Origin of the sequence: Rhizobium sp. BK619, from assembly GCF_014195245.1 — a bacterium.
GTDB lineage: Bacteria > Pseudomonadota > Alphaproteobacteria > Rhizobiales > Rhizobiaceae > Rhizobium > Rhizobium acidisoli.
Genome location: NZ_JACIBH010000005.1, coordinates 363,011 through 381,820, shown reverse-complemented (window position 1 = coordinate 381,820; position 18,810 = coordinate 363,011). Strand labels below are relative to the sequence as shown.

Here is an 18,810-nt window from a genome sequence, read left to right as displayed (position 1 = left end):
ATCCGGCTCACGCCGCCGCCCCGACGCCCAGAAACCGGCCGAGCGTTTCACGGTCCTCGGAAAGCTGCGCGCTCTCGCCGGAATGGGCGACGCTGCCGCGGTCGAGGATGATCGCCTCGTCGGTGATCGCCAGGATCTGCTGGGCGTGCTGTTCGACGATGATCGCGGCAAGGCCTTCCTCGCGGACGATCCTGCGAATCGCCGCCAGCAGCTCCTCGACGATGATCGGTGCCAGGCCTTCGGTGGGTTCGTCGAGCAGCAGGATCTTCGGGTTCAGCACCAGCGCGCGGGCGATCGCCAGCATCTGCTGCTCCCCGCCCGACAGCTGGTTGCCGAGATTGGCGCGGCGCTCCTTCAGGCGCGGGAACAGCTCGTAGGCGGCAGACAGCGTCCATCGTCCCGGTCGCGCGACGGCGGTGATGTTCTCCTCGACCGTCAGGGAGCGGAAGATGCCGCGCTCCTGCGGCACCCAGCCGATGCCGGCCTCGACGCGCCGTTCGGGCGGCAGCCGGGCGATGTCGACGCCGTCCAACCGGATCGATCCCGAGTGGTGGCGCGTCAGCCCGACGATGCTGTTCAAAGTGGTCGTCTTGCCGACGCCGTTGCGCCCGAGCAGCGCCAACGCCTTGCCGCGCTCGACCGAGAGGCTGACTTCGTAGAGGACGGTCGCCTTGCCGTAGCCTGAAGAGAGGGATTCAAGTTTCAGCAGTTCAGTCATGACCCGCACCTCCGAGATAGACTTCCTTGACGCGCTGATCCTTGGAAATTTCATCGACGTTGCCTTCGGCAAAGAGCGCCCCGGCGACGAGCACGGAGATGCGGTTGGCGAAGTTGAAGACCAGGTCCATGTCGTGCTCGATCAGCAGGATCGACACGTCGGAGGGCAAGGCTGCGATGCGGGCCATCACTTCCTTGCGGTCGGCCTCGGGCACGCCGGCGGCCGGCTCGTCGAGCAGCAGCACCTGCGGCCGGCAGGCAATGGCAAGGGCGATCTCGAGCAGCCGCTGCTTGCCGTAGGGAAGGGCCGAACATTGCTGGTCGAAGACGGCTTCGAGGCCGAAATCTCGCAGCAGCATGGCAATTTCCTCTTCGATGCCGACTGCCGCTGTCGCAGGGCGGAACCAGTTCCATCCGCGTCCGCGGCGTTCGCTGATAACAAGCGCGAGGCTCTCGACGACGCTCAAACCGGGGAAGAGCTGGTTGATCTGGAACGTCCGCACCAGGCCCCGGCGTACCCGTTTCTCGCGCCTGAGCGAGGCGATGTTCTCGCCGTTCAAGAGAATGTCGCCGGTCGATGCAGGCAGAACGCCGGTCAGCAGATTAATGAAGGTCGTCTTGCCGGCGCCGTTCGGCCCGATCAGGGCATGGCGCGCACCTTTTTCGAGGCGGAAACTGACATCGGTGGTCGCCTTCAGTGCGCCGAACGTCTTGTTGAGATGCCTGGTTTCGAGCGCTGGGGCGGTCATGGAGTTTTGCCTTTCGATGCTGCCGGCTCGAGGCGGCGCACGGCGGAAAATCTGCCGGCGAGGAGCAGGACGAGCTGCCGGGGACGGTCGCGCCCGATCAGCACGAAAGCGACCAGCAGGATGCCCAGCCAGAACTGCCAATATTGCGGGGTGACTGAGGAAAGCGCGTCCTGGATGAGTTCGTAGACCAGCGCGCCGAGAAGGCCACCATAGAGATAGCCGGTGCCGCCGATGATCAGAACCATGAGGCCGTCGGCCGACTTCTGGAACGAGAGCGCGTCCAGTGAGATGAATTGCTGCGTCTGGGTGAACAGCGCTCCCGCGATGCCGGCATAGGCGCCGGCAAGCGTATAGATTGCGACCAGCCGCGGCTTGACGGGAATGCCGACCGCCGAGGCCCGCAGCGGATTGTCGCGGATCGCCTTCAGTGAATAGCCGAACGGCGAGGAGACGATCACGCGGGCGAGAAGGAAAAGCACGAACAGCACGGCAAGGCTGTAGGCGTAGCCGGTGTGGCCGTAGATGTCGAAGTCGAGCACGCCGAAGAGCGGTTCGATGGTGATGCCCTGCAGGCCGTCGGCGCCCCCGGTCAGCCAGCCGGCCTGGTTGGCGATCTCGAGCAGCACGGCGGCAACGCCGAGCGTTACCATCAGCCGTGTCAGATCGGCGCCCCGCAGCAAGAGCAGGCTGGTCGGAAGCGCGACGGCGGCGCCGGCGAGAGCTGCGACGAGAAGCCCGGTCAACGGTTCGCCAGAGACATGAATGGAGAAGAGACCGCTCGCATAGGCGCCGACGCCATACATTGCCGCCTGTCCGAGCGTGACGATGCCGGCATAGCCCAGGACGAGGTCGATCGACAGGGCAAGCAGCGCGAAGATCACGATCTCCGTCAGGATCAGATGCTCATCCGGCAGGAAGAACCAGGCGGCAGCCGCGAGCGCCCAGAACAGGATTTCAAGCATACCCCAGCGGGCCTGCTGCTTCAGGGTGCCGCGCACATCGGCGGCAAGAGAATGCGTCGAATTCGAACTCAACATCAGCCGGCCCTCGAGAAAAGTCCCTGGGGACGGATGACCAGCACCGCCACGAGGACGATGTAGATGATGAAGCCGCCGAGGGAGGGGACGTAATATTTGCCGAGAACATCGGCGACGCCGAGCAGGAGGGCTGCCACCAGCGGCCCGGTCATGCTCGAGGTGCCGCCGACGGAAACGACGATGAGGAAATAGACCATGAATTTCAGCGGGAAGGTCGGGTCGAGGCCGATGATTTCGGCGCCGAGCGCGCCGCCGAGGCCGGCAAGGCCGGAGCCGACGGCGAAGGTGACGGCGAAGATGGTGTTGACCCGGATGCCGACACCGCGCGCGACACGCCGGTCGTCGACGGAGGCGCGCAGCCTGCTGCCGAAACGGGTCTTCGCGAGCACTAATTGCAGCGCCAGCGCCAGCGCACCGCAGACGGCGATGAGAAAGGCCCGGTAGACGCCAATGCCGACGCCGAGAACCTCGACGCGCCCCTTCAGGAAATCGGGCAGGTTGAGGATCTGCTGCTGGGAACCCATGACATAGTCGATGCCGGCGACCGTGATGAAGACGATGCCGATCGAAAAGAGCACCTGGTCGAGATGGGTCTTGTCATAGAGCCGCGCATAAAGCGTCCGCTCGAGAACCAGGCCGGCGCCCGAGGTGAAGAGGAAGGCGATCGGCAGCGTCAGCAGGAAGGGCACGCCCCACCGGTTGGTCAGGATGACGGTGACATAGCCGCCGGCCATGGCGAAGGCGCCATGCGCCAGGTTGATGAAATTCATGAGCCCGAGGGTGACGGCCAGCCCGCACGACAGCACGAACAGCAGCATTCCATAAGCGAGCCCATCGAAAAGAAGGGTGAGCATTGATCCTCCCTGCGTCGACGCCCGCCTTGATTGAAGGAGAGGCGCCGGTGCGTATGTGGGCCCGGCATGGTGCTGCGAGCCCGATCTTGGCCTTAGGCTGTCGGGATATGAGGCAAATGCCCATTTCAAAATGGTCGGCGACATATAAGAAAAAGCTATAGTTGGCTGGCGGCATGGCCTGCCTGGAAAATTCCCTATAGCGAAAACTTATAGGCTCGGCGCCAATTCCAAATTGGCAAACGGCGGGCCAGGGCATGAAATCTGCCCAACCAGGAAGGAGACATTCATGTCGGAAAAGAAGACGGCTCTCGTCATCAGCGCTCATGCTGCGGATTTCGTCTGGCGCTGCGGCGGCGCGATCGCGCTGCATGCCGAAAGGGGTTACGACGTCACGGTGGTGTGCCTGTCCTTCGGAGAGCGCGGCGAATCCGCCAAGCTGTGGAAGGAGCCCGGCATCACGCTCGACAAGGTGAAGGCGGCCCGCAGGGCCGAGTCGGAGAAGGCGGCAAAGGCGCTCGGCGTGCATGACCTCATCAGCTTCGATCTCGGCGATTATCCGCTGCGGCTGACCGACGAGGATAAGTTCCGCCTGGTCGACGTCATCCGGCAGGTGCAGCCGGCTTTCATGCTGAGCCATTCCCAGTATGATCCTTACAACACTGATCACATGTATGCGACGCAGGTGGCGCTCGAGACGCGGATGATCGCGCAGGCATGGGGCCACAATCCCGGGCAGCAAGTGCTCGGCGCGCCGCAGCTTTATCTCTTCGAGCCGCATCAGACCGAGCAGATGGGCTGGAAGCCGGATGTCTTCCTCGACATAACCCCGGTCTGGGAGAAGAAGCGCGCGGCGATCGAATGCATGGAGGGCCAGGAGCACCTTTGGGAATTCTACACCCGTGTCGCGCAGAACCGCGCCAACCATTTCCAGCGCAATTCCGGCGGCCAGTCCGGCGGACGCGCTGCCAAATATGCGGAAGGTTTTCAATCAATCTTTCCGCGAACGGTCGACGAGCTTTGACCGGCCAAGGGAGGAGATAGAAGATAGATGGAACCCTGTTTCGACATTGCCCACCTCGCCCATGTCGAGATGTATTCGAACAAGTTCGATGAAAGTCTCGACTTCTTTCTCAGGGTGTATGGCCTGAGCCTTGCCGGCCAGGACGAGAACTCCGCCTATCTGAGGGCATGGGACGACTACGAGTTCCATACGCTGAAGCTGACGCGCCATCACACCACCGGCGTCGGGCACATCGCCTATCGGACTTCCTCGCAGGCCGCACTCGACCGGCGGGTGAAGGCGATCGAGGCGAGCGGCTACAAGGTTCTCGGGTGGGTCGACGGCGATCTCGGCCACAACAGGGCCTTCCGCTTCGAGGATCCGTTCGGGCATGTGTTCGAGATCTATTACGATACGGTCCGCTACCAGCCGCCCGAGGGTGAGAGACCGGCGCTGAAAAACATCGCGCAGCGCTATCACGGACGCGGATGCCATCCCCGGCGCCTCGACCATCTCAATCTTCTGGCGTCGGATGTTTCCGAGTTCAGGCGTTTCATGGAAACCTGCCTGGGAGCCCGGGTGACCGAAATGATCCAGCTCGACAACGGCCGGCTGGGAGGCTGCTGGTTCACCATCAACAACAAGAGCTATGACCTTGCCTGCACCGAGGAGCATGGCCGCGGCAATGCCCGCCTCCACCACGTCACCTACGCGACCGATACCCGCGAGGATATCCTCCGGGCTGCCGATCTCTTCCTGGAGAGCGGCGTCCATATCGAGACCGGTCCGCACAAGCACGCCATCCAGGGCACGTTTTTCCTCTACGTCTGGGAGCCGGCAGGCAATCGCGTCGAGCTTGCCAATTCAGGTGCGCGTCTGATCCTGGCGCCCGACTGGGAGCCGGTCGTCTGGACCGAGGCGGACCGCAAGAAGGGACAGGCCTGGGGCCTGAAGACGATCGAGACCTTCCACACCCACGGCACGCCGCCGGTGGACAAGAACGGAGCATGAGCATGGGCATCGTGGTGCAGACCATAGAGAGAGCGGAACCCGATGTGATCGACAGGCTCGCTGCGGCCGGAGTTGCGACGGTCCACGAGGCGCAGGGGCGCAAGGGCATGCTTGCCAGCCATATGAGGCCGATCTATGCGGGCGCGCAAATCGCCGGCTCGGCCGTCACGATCTCGGCGCCGCCCGGTGACAACTGGATGCTGCATGTGGCGATCGAGCAGATCCGGGAGGGCGACATCCTGGTGCTTGCGCCGACATCCCCCTGTGACAACGGCTATTTCGGCGACCTGCTCGCCACCTCGGCCAAAGCGCGCGGCTGCCGCGGCCTCGTCATCGACGCCGGCGTCCGTGACGTCAGGGATCTCACCCAGATGCGGTTCCCGGTATGGTCGAAGGCGGTCTCCGCGCAGGGCACCGTCAAGGAAACGCTGGGATCGGTGAACGTTCCGATCGTCTGCGCCGGCGCCCACATCGAAGCCGGCGACATCATCGTCGCCGATGATGACGGGGTCTGCGTGGTCAAGCGCGCCGAAGCCCTTGATGTCCTGGCCGCGGCGGAAAAGCGGATGGCGAACGAAGAGGCCAAGCGCAAGCGCCTCGCCGCCGGCGAACTCGGGCTCGATCTCTACGGCATGCGGCCGACGCTCGAGGCCAAGGGACTGAAATATGTATGAGGACGGCATTGCCTGCCTCTGGATGCGAGGCGGGACGTCGAAGGGCGCCTATTTCCTGGCCGAAGACCTGCCTCGCGAGCCCCGGGAACGGGATGCGCTGCTGCTTGCCATCATGGGCTCGCCGGATCCGCGGCAGATCGATGGGATCGGCGGCGCCGACCCGCTGACGTCAAAGGTCGCGGTGCTTTCGGCCTCGTCGCGGGAGGATGCCGATGTCGACTATCTGTTCCTGCAGGTCTTCGTCGATCAGGCGCTGGTGAGCGATGCGCAAGGGTGCGGAAACATCCTGGCCGGGGTCGGTCCGGCCGCCATCGAGCGGGGCCTCGTGAAGGTGTCGGGCGAAGTCACATCGGTCCGTATCCACATGGTCAACTCGGGCGAGGTGGCGGTTGCCAGGGTCGAGACACCGAATGGCCGGGTGAACTACCAGGGCAAGGCTGAAATCGCCGGTGTGCCGGGAAGCCATGCAGCCATACCGCTGCTCTTCGTCAATACCGCGGGCTCGATGTGCGGCGCCCTTCTTCCCACCGGAAACGAGGTCGACGTCATCGACGGTGTCGAGGCGACGCTGATCGACAACGGCATGCCCTGCGTGATCATGCGGGCCGCGGACTTCGGGCTTTCGGGCAGCGAAACCCGGGAGGCGCTGGAGGCGGACGAGAGCCTCAAGGCGCGGATTGAAGCCATCCGCCTCAAGGCCGGCCCGATGATGAACCTCGGCGACGTCGTTGCTGCTTCCGTTCCCAAGATGACCCTGGTTTCCGAACCTCGCGCCGGCGGATCGATCGGCACGCGCAGCTTCATCCCGTATCGCGTTCACGCTTCGGTCGGCGTTCTCGCCGCCGTCACGGTTGCAACGGCTACCCGGCTTGGCGGGTCTCCGGCGCATGCGCTCGCAAACCTTCCCGTCGATGGTCGCTACCGCATCGAGCATCCCACAGGCGAGATGGAAGTGTTCCTCGACCTTGCCGCAGACGGTTCGGTCAAGGGGGCGGGGACGATCAGAACGGCGCGCAAACTGTTCGACGGAAGGGTTTTTGCGAATATGCTGGCTTCGTGACCGGCAAAAACAATAGTGCGCGGTCGTGAAGATGCGCGCATTCCGTCCATTGGGAGGACGAATGAGTATTTTTGAAGAACCGAAGATAGACTGCCACGCGCACGTCCTCGATCCCGCGCAATTTCCGTATGCGGCCGATGTGGCCTACAAGCCGTCGGGGCAGGAGATCGGCACGACGGCACAGCTCGTGCAGGTAATGCAGACCTATGGCACCCGTCACGCTCTGTTGGTGCAGCCGAACTCCGGATATGGCTCGGACAACAGTTGCATGCTGGATGCGATCGCGCGCCACCCCACGCTCTTCAAGGGCGTGGCGATCGCCCCTCTCGATGCGGAGACGGCTGCGCTTCGCGACCTTCGGGATCAGGGCATCGTCGGAATTGCCCTCAACCCGACATTCCATGGAAATGCCTATTACGAGAGCGCCTTTGGCTTGATGGCGAAGCTCGCCGAGCTCAATATGTTCGTCCAGATACAGATTGAGCGCGACCAATTGGCGATGTTTCGGCCATGGATCGAACGAATCCCTGTGCAGGTCTTGATCGATCACTGCGGACGCCCGGCCCCGCGCGACGGTTTGGATAATCCCGCATTCGAGACCCTGCTGCGGCTCTCCGATACCGGCCGGGTCCATGTAAAGCTGTCGGGCTATGCGAAGTTCGCGGGCACAGTCTATCCTTTCGAGGACACATGGCCATTCCTGCGGGCGCTGGTCGGCGCTTTCGGGTTGGAACGCTGCATGTGGGCATCCGACTGGCCCTATCTGCGCGCGCCCGACCGCCAGGACTACGGCCCGCTTCTCAAGCTGGTTGAAGTTCTGTTTCCCGATATCGGGGAGCGCCGCCAGATTCTGTGGGAAACACCGCGCCGGCTGTTCTTCGGGGGCTGACCTTGGTTTTGCGGGAGGTCCCGGGTTTGCGGGAGCAGAGGGAGACATTACGGTGCTGACGCTGAGGCAGATAGAAATCATCCGCGCCATCATGGTGACCGGCAGCATCGCCGGCGCCGCCAAGCTGCTGAACATTTCCGCGCCGGGTGTCAGCCGCCTGATGAAATATACCGAAGACATGGTCGGCGTGCCGCTTTTCAACCGGCGGCACGGCCGCTACGTGCCGACACCCGAAGCGCGCAACGTCTTCGACCTCCTCGACAATATTCATCTGAAGGTCGAGGATCTGCAAAATGCCATCGGGCGTCTCGGCAGAGGCGACGGACGCGAATTGAGTTTCGCCTCGGTGCCGAGTATCGCCAACGTCATGGTGCCGCGTGCTGTGGAAAGGCTGAAGCGTCGCTTTCCCGATATCGGCATCGAGATAGATATCCTGAAGATCGAACAGTCGATCGACTATCTGCTGCTCGGCCGCGGGGAGGTCGTGGCGATCAGCTCGCGGTTCGACCATTCGATCATCGACTTCGCGCCGCTTGCCACGGGGCGGCTGTTCTGCATCGTCTCGCTCGACAGCGAATTGGCGCAGCAGGATTCAATCCGTCCTGCCGACATCGTCAAGCACCCGCTGATCGGCATCGATCCGAACGATCCCTACGGCCGCATCATGACCGAGATCTTCCGTCGCGAAGGGCTCTCCTTCGACATGAAGATCAAGACCCGTTTCGGCATCACGGTGGGAAGCCTCGTCGCTGCCGGTCTGGGCATCGCCATCATCGACGAGTTCACCGCGGCATACGGCAAGATGCGCGACGTGAAATGCCTCGAGATCGAGGCGAAGACGACGTTCAGCACCTATGCGGCTTACCGGAACGATATGGCCCTTTCAGTCTATGCCGAATCCCTCATCGAACTTCTGCGATCCGAGATGAAGACCGTCTCGTCCCCGCCGCAGCAAGGGTTGCAGAAACGGCGCAAAACTTAACATGATGTTATTGTTTTGAGGGGTTTTGGTATTTGCTATTCATTTCGCATCGGTTCATCACTCGCCAAGTCGACGTTTTCTTCGATGGCGGCACGAGGAAGCAGCCTTCGCATAGGGAGAAAATCCCCGTGTAAACGGTTCGGGATGGAGGATAGAGGATCGATGGTTTCGCTTAAGCGCAGGCGCCTTGTCACCGGCAAGACCGTCTTCATCCCGCTCGTCGGCCACCCCGTCGAGCAGGTCAAATCGCCCGGTCCGATGAACAGCTGGTTTGCCGAGCACGGCGTCGATGCCGTCATCGTGCCGATGGATATCCGTCCGGAGAAGGTCGCCGCTTTCTTCGATGTCCTGCGGGGGACGGAGAATTGCGTCGGCTGTTCCGTCACCATGCCGCACAAGCAGGCCGCGTTCGTCGCCTGCGACGAGGTCAGCGAGCGAGCCCGCCGCGCAAGAGCCGTCAATACCATCAGGCGATCGCCTTCGGGAAAGCTGATCGGCGACATGACTGACGGCATGGCATTGATCGCCGCGCTCGAGGGTCACGGCGTCAAGGTGCGCGACTGCAATGCCTTGCTGATCGGAGCCGGCGGCGCGGGTACGGCGATCGCCTTCGAACTGGCTTCGGAAGGCGCCAGCTCCCTTGCCATTATCGAGCCCGACCAGATGCGCCGTAGCGCGCTCAAGGCCGAGCTCAACCGCTATCATCCCGACCTCGAAGTGTTCGATCACGTCGCAGCAGGCCGCAAGATCGATATCGCCGTCAATGCCTCGCCGCTCGGCATGAATTCCGGCGATCCGCTGCCTTTCCCAATCGCCGAACTGGCCGGTGCGCTGATCGTCGCCGACGCCGTCACCAAGCCTGTCGTAACGCCCTGGCTCAAAGATGCGGAGCGGCACGGCTTGAAGGTTCAGAACGGTGAAGAAATGGCGGTGGCGCAGCTGCCGATCCAGCTCAGCTACCTTCGCTTCATCAAGCCGACGTCACGATCCGCAAATGGCGCGACGGGCGAGGACGGCCTGTCCGTCGTGCCGGAGGCGGTAAAATGAAGACCTCGATTGCAACGGTCTCGATCAGCGGCGATCTCCAGGAGAAGCTGGAGGCGATCTCCGCTGCCGGCTTCGACGGTGTCGAGATTTTCGAGAACGATTTCCTGACATTCGACGCTCCCCCCCGGGAGATCGGCAGGATGGTGCGCGATGCCGGGCTGGAGATTACCCTGTTCCAGCCGTTTCGCGATTTCGAAGGCATGCCCGAGCCGCACCGCTCCAGGACATTCGATCGCGCCGAACGGAAATTCGACGTCATGCAGGAACTCGGCACCGAGCTGATGCTGGTCTGCTCCAACATCTCCACCATCGCGCTTGGCGGCATCGATCGCGCCGCCGACGATTTCCGCGAGCTCGGCGAACGGGCTGCCAAACGGTCGATCCGGGTGGGATATGAGGCGCTGGCCTGGGGACGCCACATCAATGATCATCGGGACGCCTGGGAGATCGTCCGGCGCGCCGACCATGCGAACATCGGCCTGATCCTGGACAGCTTCCATACGCTGGCGAGACGGATCGATGTCGAATCCATCCGGGCCATTCCCGGAGACCGCATCTTCATCGTGCAGCTTGCCGATGCGCCGGTGATCGACATGGACCTTCTCTATCTCAGCCGGCATTTCCGCAACATGCCGGGTGAGGGCGATTTGCCCGTCGTCGACTTCATGCGGGCGGTTGCGGCCACGGGCTACAAGGGACCGCTGTCCCTGGAGATCTTCAACGACCAGTTTCGCGGCGGCTCTGCGAAACTGATCTCCGTCGACGGCCGCCGGTCGTTGGTCGATTTGACGGACCGTGTGGCGCGCAGCCAAGGCGGTGTGTCCTTCGGCGCGCCGGAGATCGCGCCCCGCAGCTCTGTGAGAGGTGTGGAATTCATCGAATTTTCCACCAGCGTCGAGGACGCCGATGAACTCGCGGCCTTTCTCCGGATCATGGGTTTCAAGGTCCATGGCCGGCACAAGTCGAAGGCCGTAACGCTATTGCGTCAGGGCGGTATCAACATACTGCTGAACACGGAGCGGTCGGGTTTTGCCTACTCGTCCTTCGTCGTCCACGGCACCTCCGCCTATGCCGTCTGTCTCAAGGTGGACGACGCGAAAAACGCGCTCGAAAGGGCGAAGGCGCTGGGGGCGGAGCCTTTCGAACAGTCCGTGCATCCGGGAGAGCTTGCAATTCCGGCAATTCGGGGTGTCGGCGGCGGTCTCATCTATTTCGTCGACGAGAAGAGCGAACTCGGCAGCCTGTGGGAGATAGATTTCCAGCCCGTGGAAGAGGTGGACGCCACTGTGGCGACCGGCCTTTTCAGGGTCGATCACGTGGGGCAAACGATGAAAGCGGACGAGCTGCCGTCCTGGCTGCTGTTCTACCTTTCGATCTTCGATCTCAGGAAGACGCCGATGATCGACATTGTCGATCCCTCCGGCCTCGTCCGCAGCCAGGTCGTCGAGAGCGCCGATGGTGCATTGCGGATAACGATGAATGGCGCCGACAACCGGCGCACGCTTGCCGGCCATTTCATCGCCGAAAACTTCGGCTCGAGCATCCAGCACCTGGCGTTTTCGACGGCGGACATTTTCGCCACCGCCGAGGCGCTCAAGGCCAATGGATTTTCGCCGCTCAAGATTCCGCGCAACTACTATGACGACGTCGAGGCCCGTTTCGGCCTGGATCCCGTCGTGGCGGACCGGCTGTGCGAGTTGAACATACTCTACGATCGCGACGAGCAGGGCGAATATTTTCAGCTCTACAGTCCGGGTTTCCGCGAAGGCTTTTTCTTCGAAATCGTCGAACGGCGCGGCGGATATCGGGGATATGGCGCCGCGAATGCGCCGTTCCGCATAGCCGCCCAGAAGCGCCACCTCAGACCGGAGGGCATGCCAAGTGTCTGACTCCGATCGGCCCACAGTCACGGCAAGAAGACATCGCGCCGGCTCGCAAGCAGCCGATCGCATCGCAAAGAATTTCAGGGAGTGGAAATAAATGACGCTGAACCGTGCATTTGTCATGGGGCACCCGATCTCGCATTCGCGTTCGCCGATGCTGCACGGCTATTGGCTGAAACGTTATGGGATTGAGGGCAGCTACGAGCGCCTGGACATTCCGCCTCAGGATGTCGATACCTTCTTCTCGCGTTTCAGCGAGGCGGGATGGATCGGCGGCAATATCACCGTGCCGCATAAAACTGCCGTGATTCCGCATCTCGATCATATCGACGATGCGGCAACGAAAATGGGCGCGGTCAACACCATCTGGTGGGAGGACGGCGTTCTCGTCGGCGGCAATACGGACGCCATCGGCTTCCTTGGCAATATCGACGAACTGGCGCCCGGCTGGGACATGGGGGCGAAGCGCGCCGTCATTCTCGGCGCCGGCGGCGCAACGCGGGCTGCCACCTACGGTCTTCTGAGCCGGGGACTGACGGTCGCCTTGTGTAATCGTACCGTTTCCCAAGCCGAGGTCCTGGCTTCGCATTTCGGCGCCGGCGTTAGCGCGCATGGCATGAGCGAACTCCCGGATCTGCTGGCGACATGCGACCTGCTGGTGAACGCGACTAGTCTCGGCATGATTGGACAACCGCCGCTCGATATCGATCTCAGTCCGCTGAAGAAGGATGCGATCGTCTACGACGTCATCTACGTGCCGCTCGAGACCGAGCTGATCAAGGCCGCAAAGGCGCGGGGGCATCGCAGCGTCGACGGGCTCGGCATGCTGCTGCATCAGGGCGTCGTCGGCTTCAACAGATGGTTCAAAATCAAGCCTGAAGTCACTGGTGAGCTTCGGCAAATTCTTATCGACGATATCCGTGCGAAGTCGCCGGGTGCCTGAGCGGGCGCATAGGCCGTCCCGGGAACGGCGGTCTTGCAGTGCTCAAATGAATCCGTTCGGGCGTCGGCGCTTGCCGGCCTCGGGCGATTGGTGGAGGTCTCCTGCATGAGCGGGAGGTATTTGGGAGGAAAACATGAAGAGACGTAATTTCATAGCTTGGGCCGCAGCGTCCCTCATCACAGGCGCTGCACTGCATCCTCAGAGCTTGCGCGCCGAGGACACGGTCTCGTTGCCGTGCGTATGCGAACTCTCCGGCGCTGGCGCGGTCTCCGGTCAGAACTACCGTGACGGCGCCCACATGGCGGTCGAGGAGATCAATGCCGGCGGTGGCATCCTCGGCAAGAAGATCGTCATGGACGATTACGACACGCAGTCGGATGCACCGACATCCCGCGCCTTGGTGCAGAAGGCGATCGACGCCGATGCATATGCGATCATCGGAACGGTCTATTCCGGTTCGACGATCGTCAACATGCTGGTCGCGCAGCAGAATGGCGTCCCGCAGTTCACCGGTTCGGAAGCCCCGAACGTCACGCAGCAGGGTAATCCCTATATCTTTCGTACCTCGTCGAGCGCCGCAAAGGGCGTGCCGGGACTGACGCCTTATTTCAAGGACACGCTGAAGGCCAAGAAGATCGGCGTTGCCTGGGTGAACAACGAGTTCGGCAAGGGCGGCCATGACGTCTTCGTCCGTGAGATGAAGGGAGCCGGCATCGATCTCGTCGCCGACGTTCCTTCCGAGCAGGGCCAGGCCGATTTCGCGGCGGACGTCTCGAAGATCAAGGAATCGGGCGCCGAAGCCGTCTTCGTTTATCTGAATGAAGAGGAAGCCGCCCGCTTCCTGAAGGAAGCCAGCAAGCAGGGGCTGAAGGTCCCTCTCGTCGGCGAAGTCACCTTGACCGGCCAGAAGGTTATCGATCTTGCCGGCGAAGCCGCCAACGGCGCCTACGCGCATGTCGGCATTACCACCGGCGCTGCCGTTCCGGCGATCCAGACCTTCGCCGAGAAGTTCAAACAGAAGTACAATCGAGTCACCGACCACAACGGCCTCAAAGGCTATGTCGCCGTCTATGCGGTAAAGTACGTCTCCGAGATCAACGGCTCGCTCGACCGGGAGGCGCTTGCGAAGAAGCTGCACGGCCTGACGCTCGATGTTGCCAAATATCCCGGCATGCTGCTCACCACCACCTGGGACGATACCGGCGAAATGTCGCGTGAAAGCTTCATGACGCAGGTCGTGGATGGCAAGCAGAAGGTCGTCGGCACCGTTCCGGCGAACTGAGGTTCAGCACGGGTGCCGGCCGGGCCGGCACCCTTTTGAGGCAAGATCTATGCAACAGTTTCTGCAAGTCCTGATGTCGGGCCTGGCAACGGGATCGATCTACGCGCTGGCGGCGATCGGCTTCACGCTGGTCTGGCAAGCCGCGCAGACGGTCAATTTCGCCCAGGGCGAATTCGTCATGCTGCCCGCTTTCTTCCTGCTGATGGCGCTGGGGGCCGGGCTGCCGCTGCCTCTGGCCATTCTCGTCGCGCTTGCGGCTTCCATTCTCGTGCTCGGCTATCTCTTCAAGCGGCTGATCGTGGAGCCGATGAAGGCGTCGAAAGCAGGAGGAGGTCTTCCGCTGGTGATTGCGACGATGGCGTTGGCGATCCTGTTGAGGGAGAGCGTCAAGGAATTCTATGGGGCGGAAGCGCAGCCCTTTCCGGAGATCGTCTCCGGTGGCAGCCTGAACATCTTCGGCGTCGTCATTTCGGTCACCGATATCGCCCATCTCTTTATCTCGCTTGCCGTCGTCGTGGCTCTCACCCTGTTTCTCAACCGCACCAGAACGGGCCGGGCCATGCAGGCGACCGCGCGGAATCCCGACGTGGCGGGCATTCTCGGCGTGGATACGAAACGCATGGTACTCTACACCTTTCTGATCAATGCGGCGCTGGCGTCGCTGGCATCGTTCCTCATCACGCCGTTCTATCTCGCCAAGTTTTCGAACGGCGAATATCTCGGCCTCATCGCCTTCATCGCCGCGATCGTCGGCGGCTTCAACCAGATCCGCGGCGCGCTCGCCGGTGGCCTGCTGATCGGCGTGCTCGACAATATGACGGCAACCTACCTGACTGCCGAATATCGTGCGGCGGTTCCGCTCGTCCTGCTCATTGTCATCATCCTATGGCGGCCCGAAGGTCTGCTGGGGACACCGGAAGGGAGGAAAGTCTGATGAACCTCGTTCCGAAATGGCTCCTGATCGTCGTCGGAATCATTCTTCTGGCGCTTGCTCCGATCGGACAGGGAAACTACGTCGCCCTCATCCTCTGCTCGTGGCTCATCTACACGATCGCGGCGATGGGCCTGAACCTGACGCTAGGTTATGCCGGGCAGATTTCGCTGGCACAGGCCTCGTTCATGGCCGTGGGCGCCTATATCACTGCCCTTATGACCATGAACGGCATCCACTGGCTCGTCGCCATGCCGGTATCGGTGGCGGCCAGCTTTATCATCGGCCTACTCGTCGGCTTCCCGGCGCTGCGCGTCAAAGGCCATTTCCTCGCCTTCGTGACGCTCGCCTTCAACACGCTGGTCGTGCTCGTGCTTCGCAACGAGGACTGGCTGACCGGGGGCTCCTACGGAAAGTCGAATATGCCGCGGCCTGATTTCTGGCTGTTCAATACCGGCATGAAATCCACCGTCCTGTCGATCCCGCTGACGTCGAACCAGAAGATGTATTATCTTTGCCTGGTTGTCTTCGTGATCTTCTCCATGCTGATGTACGGGCTGGTCCGTTCCCCCTGGGGCCGCGCTTTCAAGGGCCTGCGCGAAAACCCCATTCGCGCCGAAAGCCTCGGCCTCAACATCCGCCGGATCACCTTGCTGTCCTTTGCCATCGGCTCGGCGGCCGGAGGGCTCGCCGGAACGCTGGTTTCGCCGGTGGTTCAATATATCGAGCCGAACTCTTTCGCGCTGAGTTTCTCGCTGAAAATTCTGCTGATGGTCGTGGTCGGCGGGTCCGGTTATTTCTTTGGCCCGATGCTCGGAGCTGCCGTCGTGATCCTTCTGCCGGAATTCCTCCGGTTCACCGAAGGCTACTACCTCATCATCTATTCCACGCTGGTCATCCTGCTCATGGTGTTTTCGCCAAGCGGCCTGATGGGGTTAGGCGGACGGCTGATCGGCGCTATTCGCCCGAGACGTGTCACCCGCGGCGACATGAAGGAAGGAGCACAGCTATGAACAGTTCCGTTCTCTCAGTGCGCAACATTTCCAAGACTTTCGGCGGTATCCAGGCCGTCAAGGACGTCAGTTTCGAAGTCATGAAAGGCGAGGTGCTCGGTCTGATCGGTCCGAACGGATCGGGAAAGTCCACCCTGTTCAATTGCGTGCTCGGTCAGCTCCAACCGGATCGCGGCGAGGTCTTCGTGAACGGTCATCCCGTCGCAGGGATGAAGTCATGCGATCTCGCCAAGCGCGGCGTCGGCCGAACGTTTCAGCAGCTTTCGGTTTTCCCGGAAATGTCCGTGCTCGACAACATCATCCTTGCCGGCCAGGAGCACCAGGGAACCATGTTGTCGAGGCTGTTCGGAAAGCCCGATGCGGGGCTGACGCAACAGGCCGAACAATTGGTCGATTTCTTCAAGCTCAGGCACCTGAAAGAGGAAAAGGCCGGCGCTCTTTCCTACGGCCAGCAAAAGCTTCTCGATGCAGCGATGGCCTTCATGGCCGGGCCGGATCTGGTGCTGCTGGACGAGCCGGCGGGCGGCGTCAACCTGACCATGCTCGGCAATCTGAAGGAACGCCTCCTGACCTATAACCGCGAACACGACACGACCTTCGTGGTGATCGAGCACAATATGGAATTCGTGATGTCGCTCTGCACGCGGATCATCGTGCTGGCGGAAGGGGCCATCATTGCTGAGGGGGCGCCGGACGAGATCCGCGCCAACCAGCAGGTCATCGACGCATATCTGGGAGGCTGATCATGCTGGAATTGAAGGAAGTCTACGGCGGCTACGGTAAGATCACGATCCTCAACGGCGTCTCGTTCAAGATCCCGGGGGGCTCGATCACAACGATCATCGGTCCGAACGGCGCCGGGAAATCGACGGTCTTCAAAGCGATCTTCGGCCTGCTCAACATTCATTCGGGCCAGATCCTGCTGAACGGCCAGGATGTGACGGGCAACAAGCCGCGCGACCTGCTCGGCCGCGGCGTCAGTTACGTCCCGCAGGGGCGCAACATCGTGCCGCAGCTTTCCGTCTATCACAATCTGGAGCTCGGCGGGATCACCTCGAAGGATCCATCGAAGGTGCGCGAGCGCATCGACCTGGTGATGGAGCAGTTTCCGGCGCTCAAGACCCATCGGGATCGAAAAGCGATCGAACTCTCCGGCGGCCAGCAGAAACAGTTGGAAGTCGCGCGTGCGCTGTTGCTGGACCCCAAGCTCATTCTGATCGACGAGCCTTCGATCGGCTTGTCACCCAATCTCGTCCAGGAGGTATTCCGGACGCTGATCCGGCTGCGCGACCAGGGTGTGACGATTTTGATGGTCGAACAGAATGCCAAGGCGGCGCTTGCCATGTCCGACTACGGGCTAGTCCTGGAACTCGGCCGGACGCGGATGCATGACAAGGCCAGCGACCTTCTTGCCGATCCGCGGGTTGGCAGGCTCTTCCTGGGCGGGCACATCGATGACGTTGCGAGTTGATCGACATCGATGTGCAACGAATGAAAGCTAAGAGGCGGTCTCTATCGCCTCTTATCTGACGCGCAGCGCTTTGCGACGGTCAACTCTATTTCGGGCTGACAATCGGCCAGCAGATGCGATGGAAAACGCTTTAGCTGCTGGAGCGCATGCTCATGGTTCGCATCTCTGCGCCTTTGCGACTTGAATGCGGAAAGGGCCTGTACGATATTCCAGATGCTCGTTTGCGACATGTCGGGCCTCCTTTGCTGCATCGTTCCGACCGTCAAAGATATGTGGCTTGATTGACATTCAATCAAACAAAATGATATGGGGTTATAGATCAGAAAAATTGAAAGATGCGACGATGAGCCTTCCCTTTCGCCGTCCCATTCCTTTGCTTGACAACGATGTGCTGCGTACCTTCGTCGCCATCGCCGAGACAGGCAATTTTTCGACCGCCGCAGAGGCGGTCTTCCGCACGCCCTCGGCAGTGTCGATGCAGATCAAGAAGCTCGAGGAACAGCTGGGCGCAACACTGTTTTTGCGCGACGCCCGCTCGGTATCGCTGACGCGCCACGGCGAGATGCTGCTGTCTTATGCCCGCAACATCCTGGCACTGTCGAACGAGGCGGTGTCGCGCTTCATCATGCCGGAACTCAGCGGTGTCGTCAGACTCGGCGCGCCGGAGGATATCGGCGAGCGGCTGCTGCCAAGCATCCTGAAGAGTTTCGCTGAAAGTTATCCCGGCATCATGGTCGACGTGACGATCGACATGAGCATCGGGCTGAAAAAGCGCATGGAGGAGCAGCGGCTCGACCTGGCCTTGATCAACTGTGCGACGCGGCCGTTCCCGACAGGTGGCGAGGTGGTGTTCCGCGAGCGGCTGGTCTGGGCCGGCGCCAGGTGCGGTTCGGCGCATCGCCGCGATCCCCTGCCGATCTCGATCTGGGAGGATGGCTGCATCTGGCGCCAGGAGGCGCTCTCCCAGCTCGAACGCAACAAACGGCACTATCGCGTCGCCTATCTCAGCGGCCACACCATGGCGCAACGTGCCGCCGTGCTCTCCGATCTGGCCATTGCGCCGCTGCCGCTATCCTATATCAATGAAGACATGGCGATCCTCGGCCCGCAGGAAGGCCTGCCGGAACTCGGCGCTTTCGATATCCGCCTGCTGACCGCCTCGCAAGTATCGGGGCCGATCGAGACGGTGGCCGACAGCATTCGCGGCGCCTTTGCCGAGAGAGCGAAGGCGGTTGCCGCCTGATAATCTCTTTCAGGCGTTGAACCT

The 18,810-nt window shown here is 61.8% G+C and carries 20 protein-coding genes; 15 read left to right on the top strand and 5 right to left on the bottom strand.

The window, feature by feature from the left end; translation table 11 throughout:
* Positions 1-7: 7 nt before the first annotated feature.
* From FHX14_RS12160 to FHX14_RS12145, 4 genes are read right to left on the bottom strand one after another with little or no spacing between them, the layout of a single operon-like run.
* Entirely contained in the window at positions 8-718 is a 711-nt protein-coding gene (locus FHX14_RS12160; protein ID WP_184377249.1) for an ABC transporter ATP-binding protein, read from the bottom strand.
* A complete protein-coding gene (locus tag FHX14_RS12155) occupies positions 711-1,466 on the bottom strand; it encodes an ABC transporter ATP-binding protein (protein ID WP_184377248.1) in 756 nt (251 codons plus the stop codon). Before FHX14_RS12155 ends, FHX14_RS12160 begins: the two co-directional genes overlap by 8 nt.
* On the bottom strand, positions 1,463-2,503 hold the full coding sequence (locus FHX14_RS12150; protein WP_184377247.1) for a branched-chain amino acid ABC transporter permease: 1,041 nt from the start codon (positions 2,501-2,503) through the stop codon (positions 1,463-1,465). Before FHX14_RS12150 ends, FHX14_RS12155 begins: the two co-directional genes overlap by 4 nt.
* Entirely contained in the window at positions 2,503-3,357 is an 855-nt protein-coding gene (locus FHX14_RS12145) for a branched-chain amino acid ABC transporter permease (protein WP_184377246.1), read from the bottom strand. The genes FHX14_RS12150 and FHX14_RS12145 overlap by 1 nt, the downstream gene beginning before the upstream one ends.
* A 286-nt stretch (positions 3,358-3,643) precedes the next feature.
* Here FHX14_RS12145 and FHX14_RS12140 point away from each other — a divergent pair, with 286 nt between their 5' ends.
* From FHX14_RS12140 to FHX14_RS12075, 14 genes are all read left to right on the top strand, one after another.
* On the top strand, positions 3,644-4,378 hold the full coding sequence (locus FHX14_RS12140) for a PIG-L deacetylase family protein (RefSeq protein WP_184377245.1): 735 nt from the start codon (positions 3,644-3,646) through the stop codon (positions 4,376-4,378).
* 27 nt (positions 4,379-4,405) lie between these two features.
* Positions 4,406-5,368: a VOC family protein gene (locus tag FHX14_RS12135; RefSeq protein WP_184377244.1), complete on the top strand. Its 963-nt coding sequence runs from the start codon at positions 4,406-4,408 to the stop codon at positions 5,366-5,368.
* Positions 5,369-5,370: 2 nt separating this feature from the next.
* Positions 5,371-6,042, top strand: coding sequence for a 4-carboxy-4-hydroxy-2-oxoadipate aldolase/oxaloacetate decarboxylase (locus tag FHX14_RS12130; protein ID WP_184377269.1), 672 nt, complete (start codon positions 5,371-5,373; stop codon positions 6,040-6,042).
* Positions 6,035-7,102, top strand: a complete 1,068-nt coding sequence (locus tag FHX14_RS12125; RefSeq protein ID WP_184377243.1) for a 4-oxalomesaconate tautomerase — start codon at positions 6,035-6,037, stop codon at positions 7,100-7,102. Before FHX14_RS12130 ends, FHX14_RS12125 begins: the two co-directional genes overlap by 8 nt.
* A gap of 61 nt (positions 7,103-7,163) precedes the next feature.
* On the top strand, positions 7,164-7,991 hold the full coding sequence (locus FHX14_RS12120) for an amidohydrolase family protein (RefSeq protein ID WP_184377242.1): 828 nt from the start codon (positions 7,164-7,166) through the stop codon (positions 7,989-7,991).
* Between the two features lie 52 nt (positions 7,992-8,043).
* Positions 8,044-8,973 carry a LysR family transcriptional regulator gene (locus FHX14_RS12115; protein WP_184377241.1) on the top strand — a complete coding sequence of 310 codons (930 nt, stop codon included), beginning with the start codon at positions 8,044-8,046 and terminating at the stop codon, positions 8,971-8,973.
* 162 nt (positions 8,974-9,135) lie between these two features.
* A complete protein-coding gene (locus FHX14_RS12110) occupies positions 9,136-10,020 on the top strand; it encodes a shikimate dehydrogenase (RefSeq protein ID WP_246713381.1) in 885 nt (294 codons plus the stop codon).
* A complete protein-coding gene (locus FHX14_RS12105; protein WP_184377239.1) occupies positions 10,017-11,909 on the top strand; it encodes a bifunctional sugar phosphate isomerase/epimerase/4-hydroxyphenylpyruvate dioxygenase family protein in 1,893 nt (630 codons plus the stop codon). The genes FHX14_RS12110 and FHX14_RS12105 overlap by 4 nt, the downstream gene beginning before the upstream one ends.
* 91 nt (positions 11,910-12,000) lie before the next feature.
* The gene (locus tag FHX14_RS12100) at positions 12,001-12,846 is read left to right on the top strand and encodes a shikimate dehydrogenase (protein WP_003593977.1); all 846 of its coding nucleotides are present in this window, start codon (positions 12,001-12,003) and stop codon (positions 12,844-12,846) included.
* A gap of 133 nt (positions 12,847-12,979) precedes the next feature.
* Positions 12,980-14,128 (top strand): ABC transporter substrate-binding protein, encoded by a 1,149-nt coding sequence (locus FHX14_RS12095; RefSeq protein WP_184377238.1) that lies wholly within the window; start codon positions 12,980-12,982, stop codon positions 14,126-14,128.
* A 49-nt stretch (positions 14,129-14,177) separates the two neighbouring features.
* Positions 14,178-15,062 (top strand): branched-chain amino acid ABC transporter permease, encoded by an 885-nt coding sequence (locus FHX14_RS12090; RefSeq protein WP_184377237.1) that lies wholly within the window; start codon positions 14,178-14,180, stop codon positions 15,060-15,062.
* The gene (locus FHX14_RS12085; protein ID WP_063824033.1) at positions 15,059-16,072 is read left to right on the top strand and encodes a branched-chain amino acid ABC transporter permease; all 1,014 of its coding nucleotides are present in this window, start codon (positions 15,059-15,061) and stop codon (positions 16,070-16,072) included. The genes FHX14_RS12090 and FHX14_RS12085 overlap by 4 nt, the downstream gene beginning before the upstream one ends.
* Positions 16,069-16,815, top strand: coding sequence for an ABC transporter ATP-binding protein (locus FHX14_RS12080; RefSeq protein WP_003593981.1), 747 nt, complete (start codon positions 16,069-16,071; stop codon positions 16,813-16,815). The genes FHX14_RS12085 and FHX14_RS12080 overlap by 4 nt, the downstream gene beginning before the upstream one ends.
* Positions 16,816-16,817: 2 nt before the next feature.
* Entirely contained in the window at positions 16,818-17,543 is a 726-nt protein-coding gene (locus FHX14_RS12075; protein WP_184377236.1) for an ABC transporter ATP-binding protein, read from the top strand.
* A 41-nt stretch (positions 17,544-17,584) separates the two neighbouring features.
* Here the strand turns inward: FHX14_RS12075 and FHX14_RS33460 are convergent, their stop codons facing one another.
* Positions 17,585-17,773 carry a hypothetical protein gene (locus FHX14_RS33460; protein ID WP_003593984.1) on the bottom strand — a complete coding sequence of 63 codons (189 nt, stop codon included), beginning with the start codon at positions 17,771-17,773 and terminating at the stop codon, positions 17,585-17,587.
* Positions 17,774-17,844: 71 nt separating this feature from the next.
* Between FHX14_RS33460 and FHX14_RS12070 the strand changes: the two genes are divergently transcribed.
* Positions 17,845-18,786 carry a LysR family transcriptional regulator gene (locus FHX14_RS12070; RefSeq protein WP_184377235.1) on the top strand — a complete coding sequence of 314 codons (942 nt, stop codon included), beginning with the start codon at positions 17,845-17,847 and terminating at the stop codon, positions 18,784-18,786.
* The last annotated feature ends 24 nt before the right edge of the window (positions 18,787-18,810 follow it).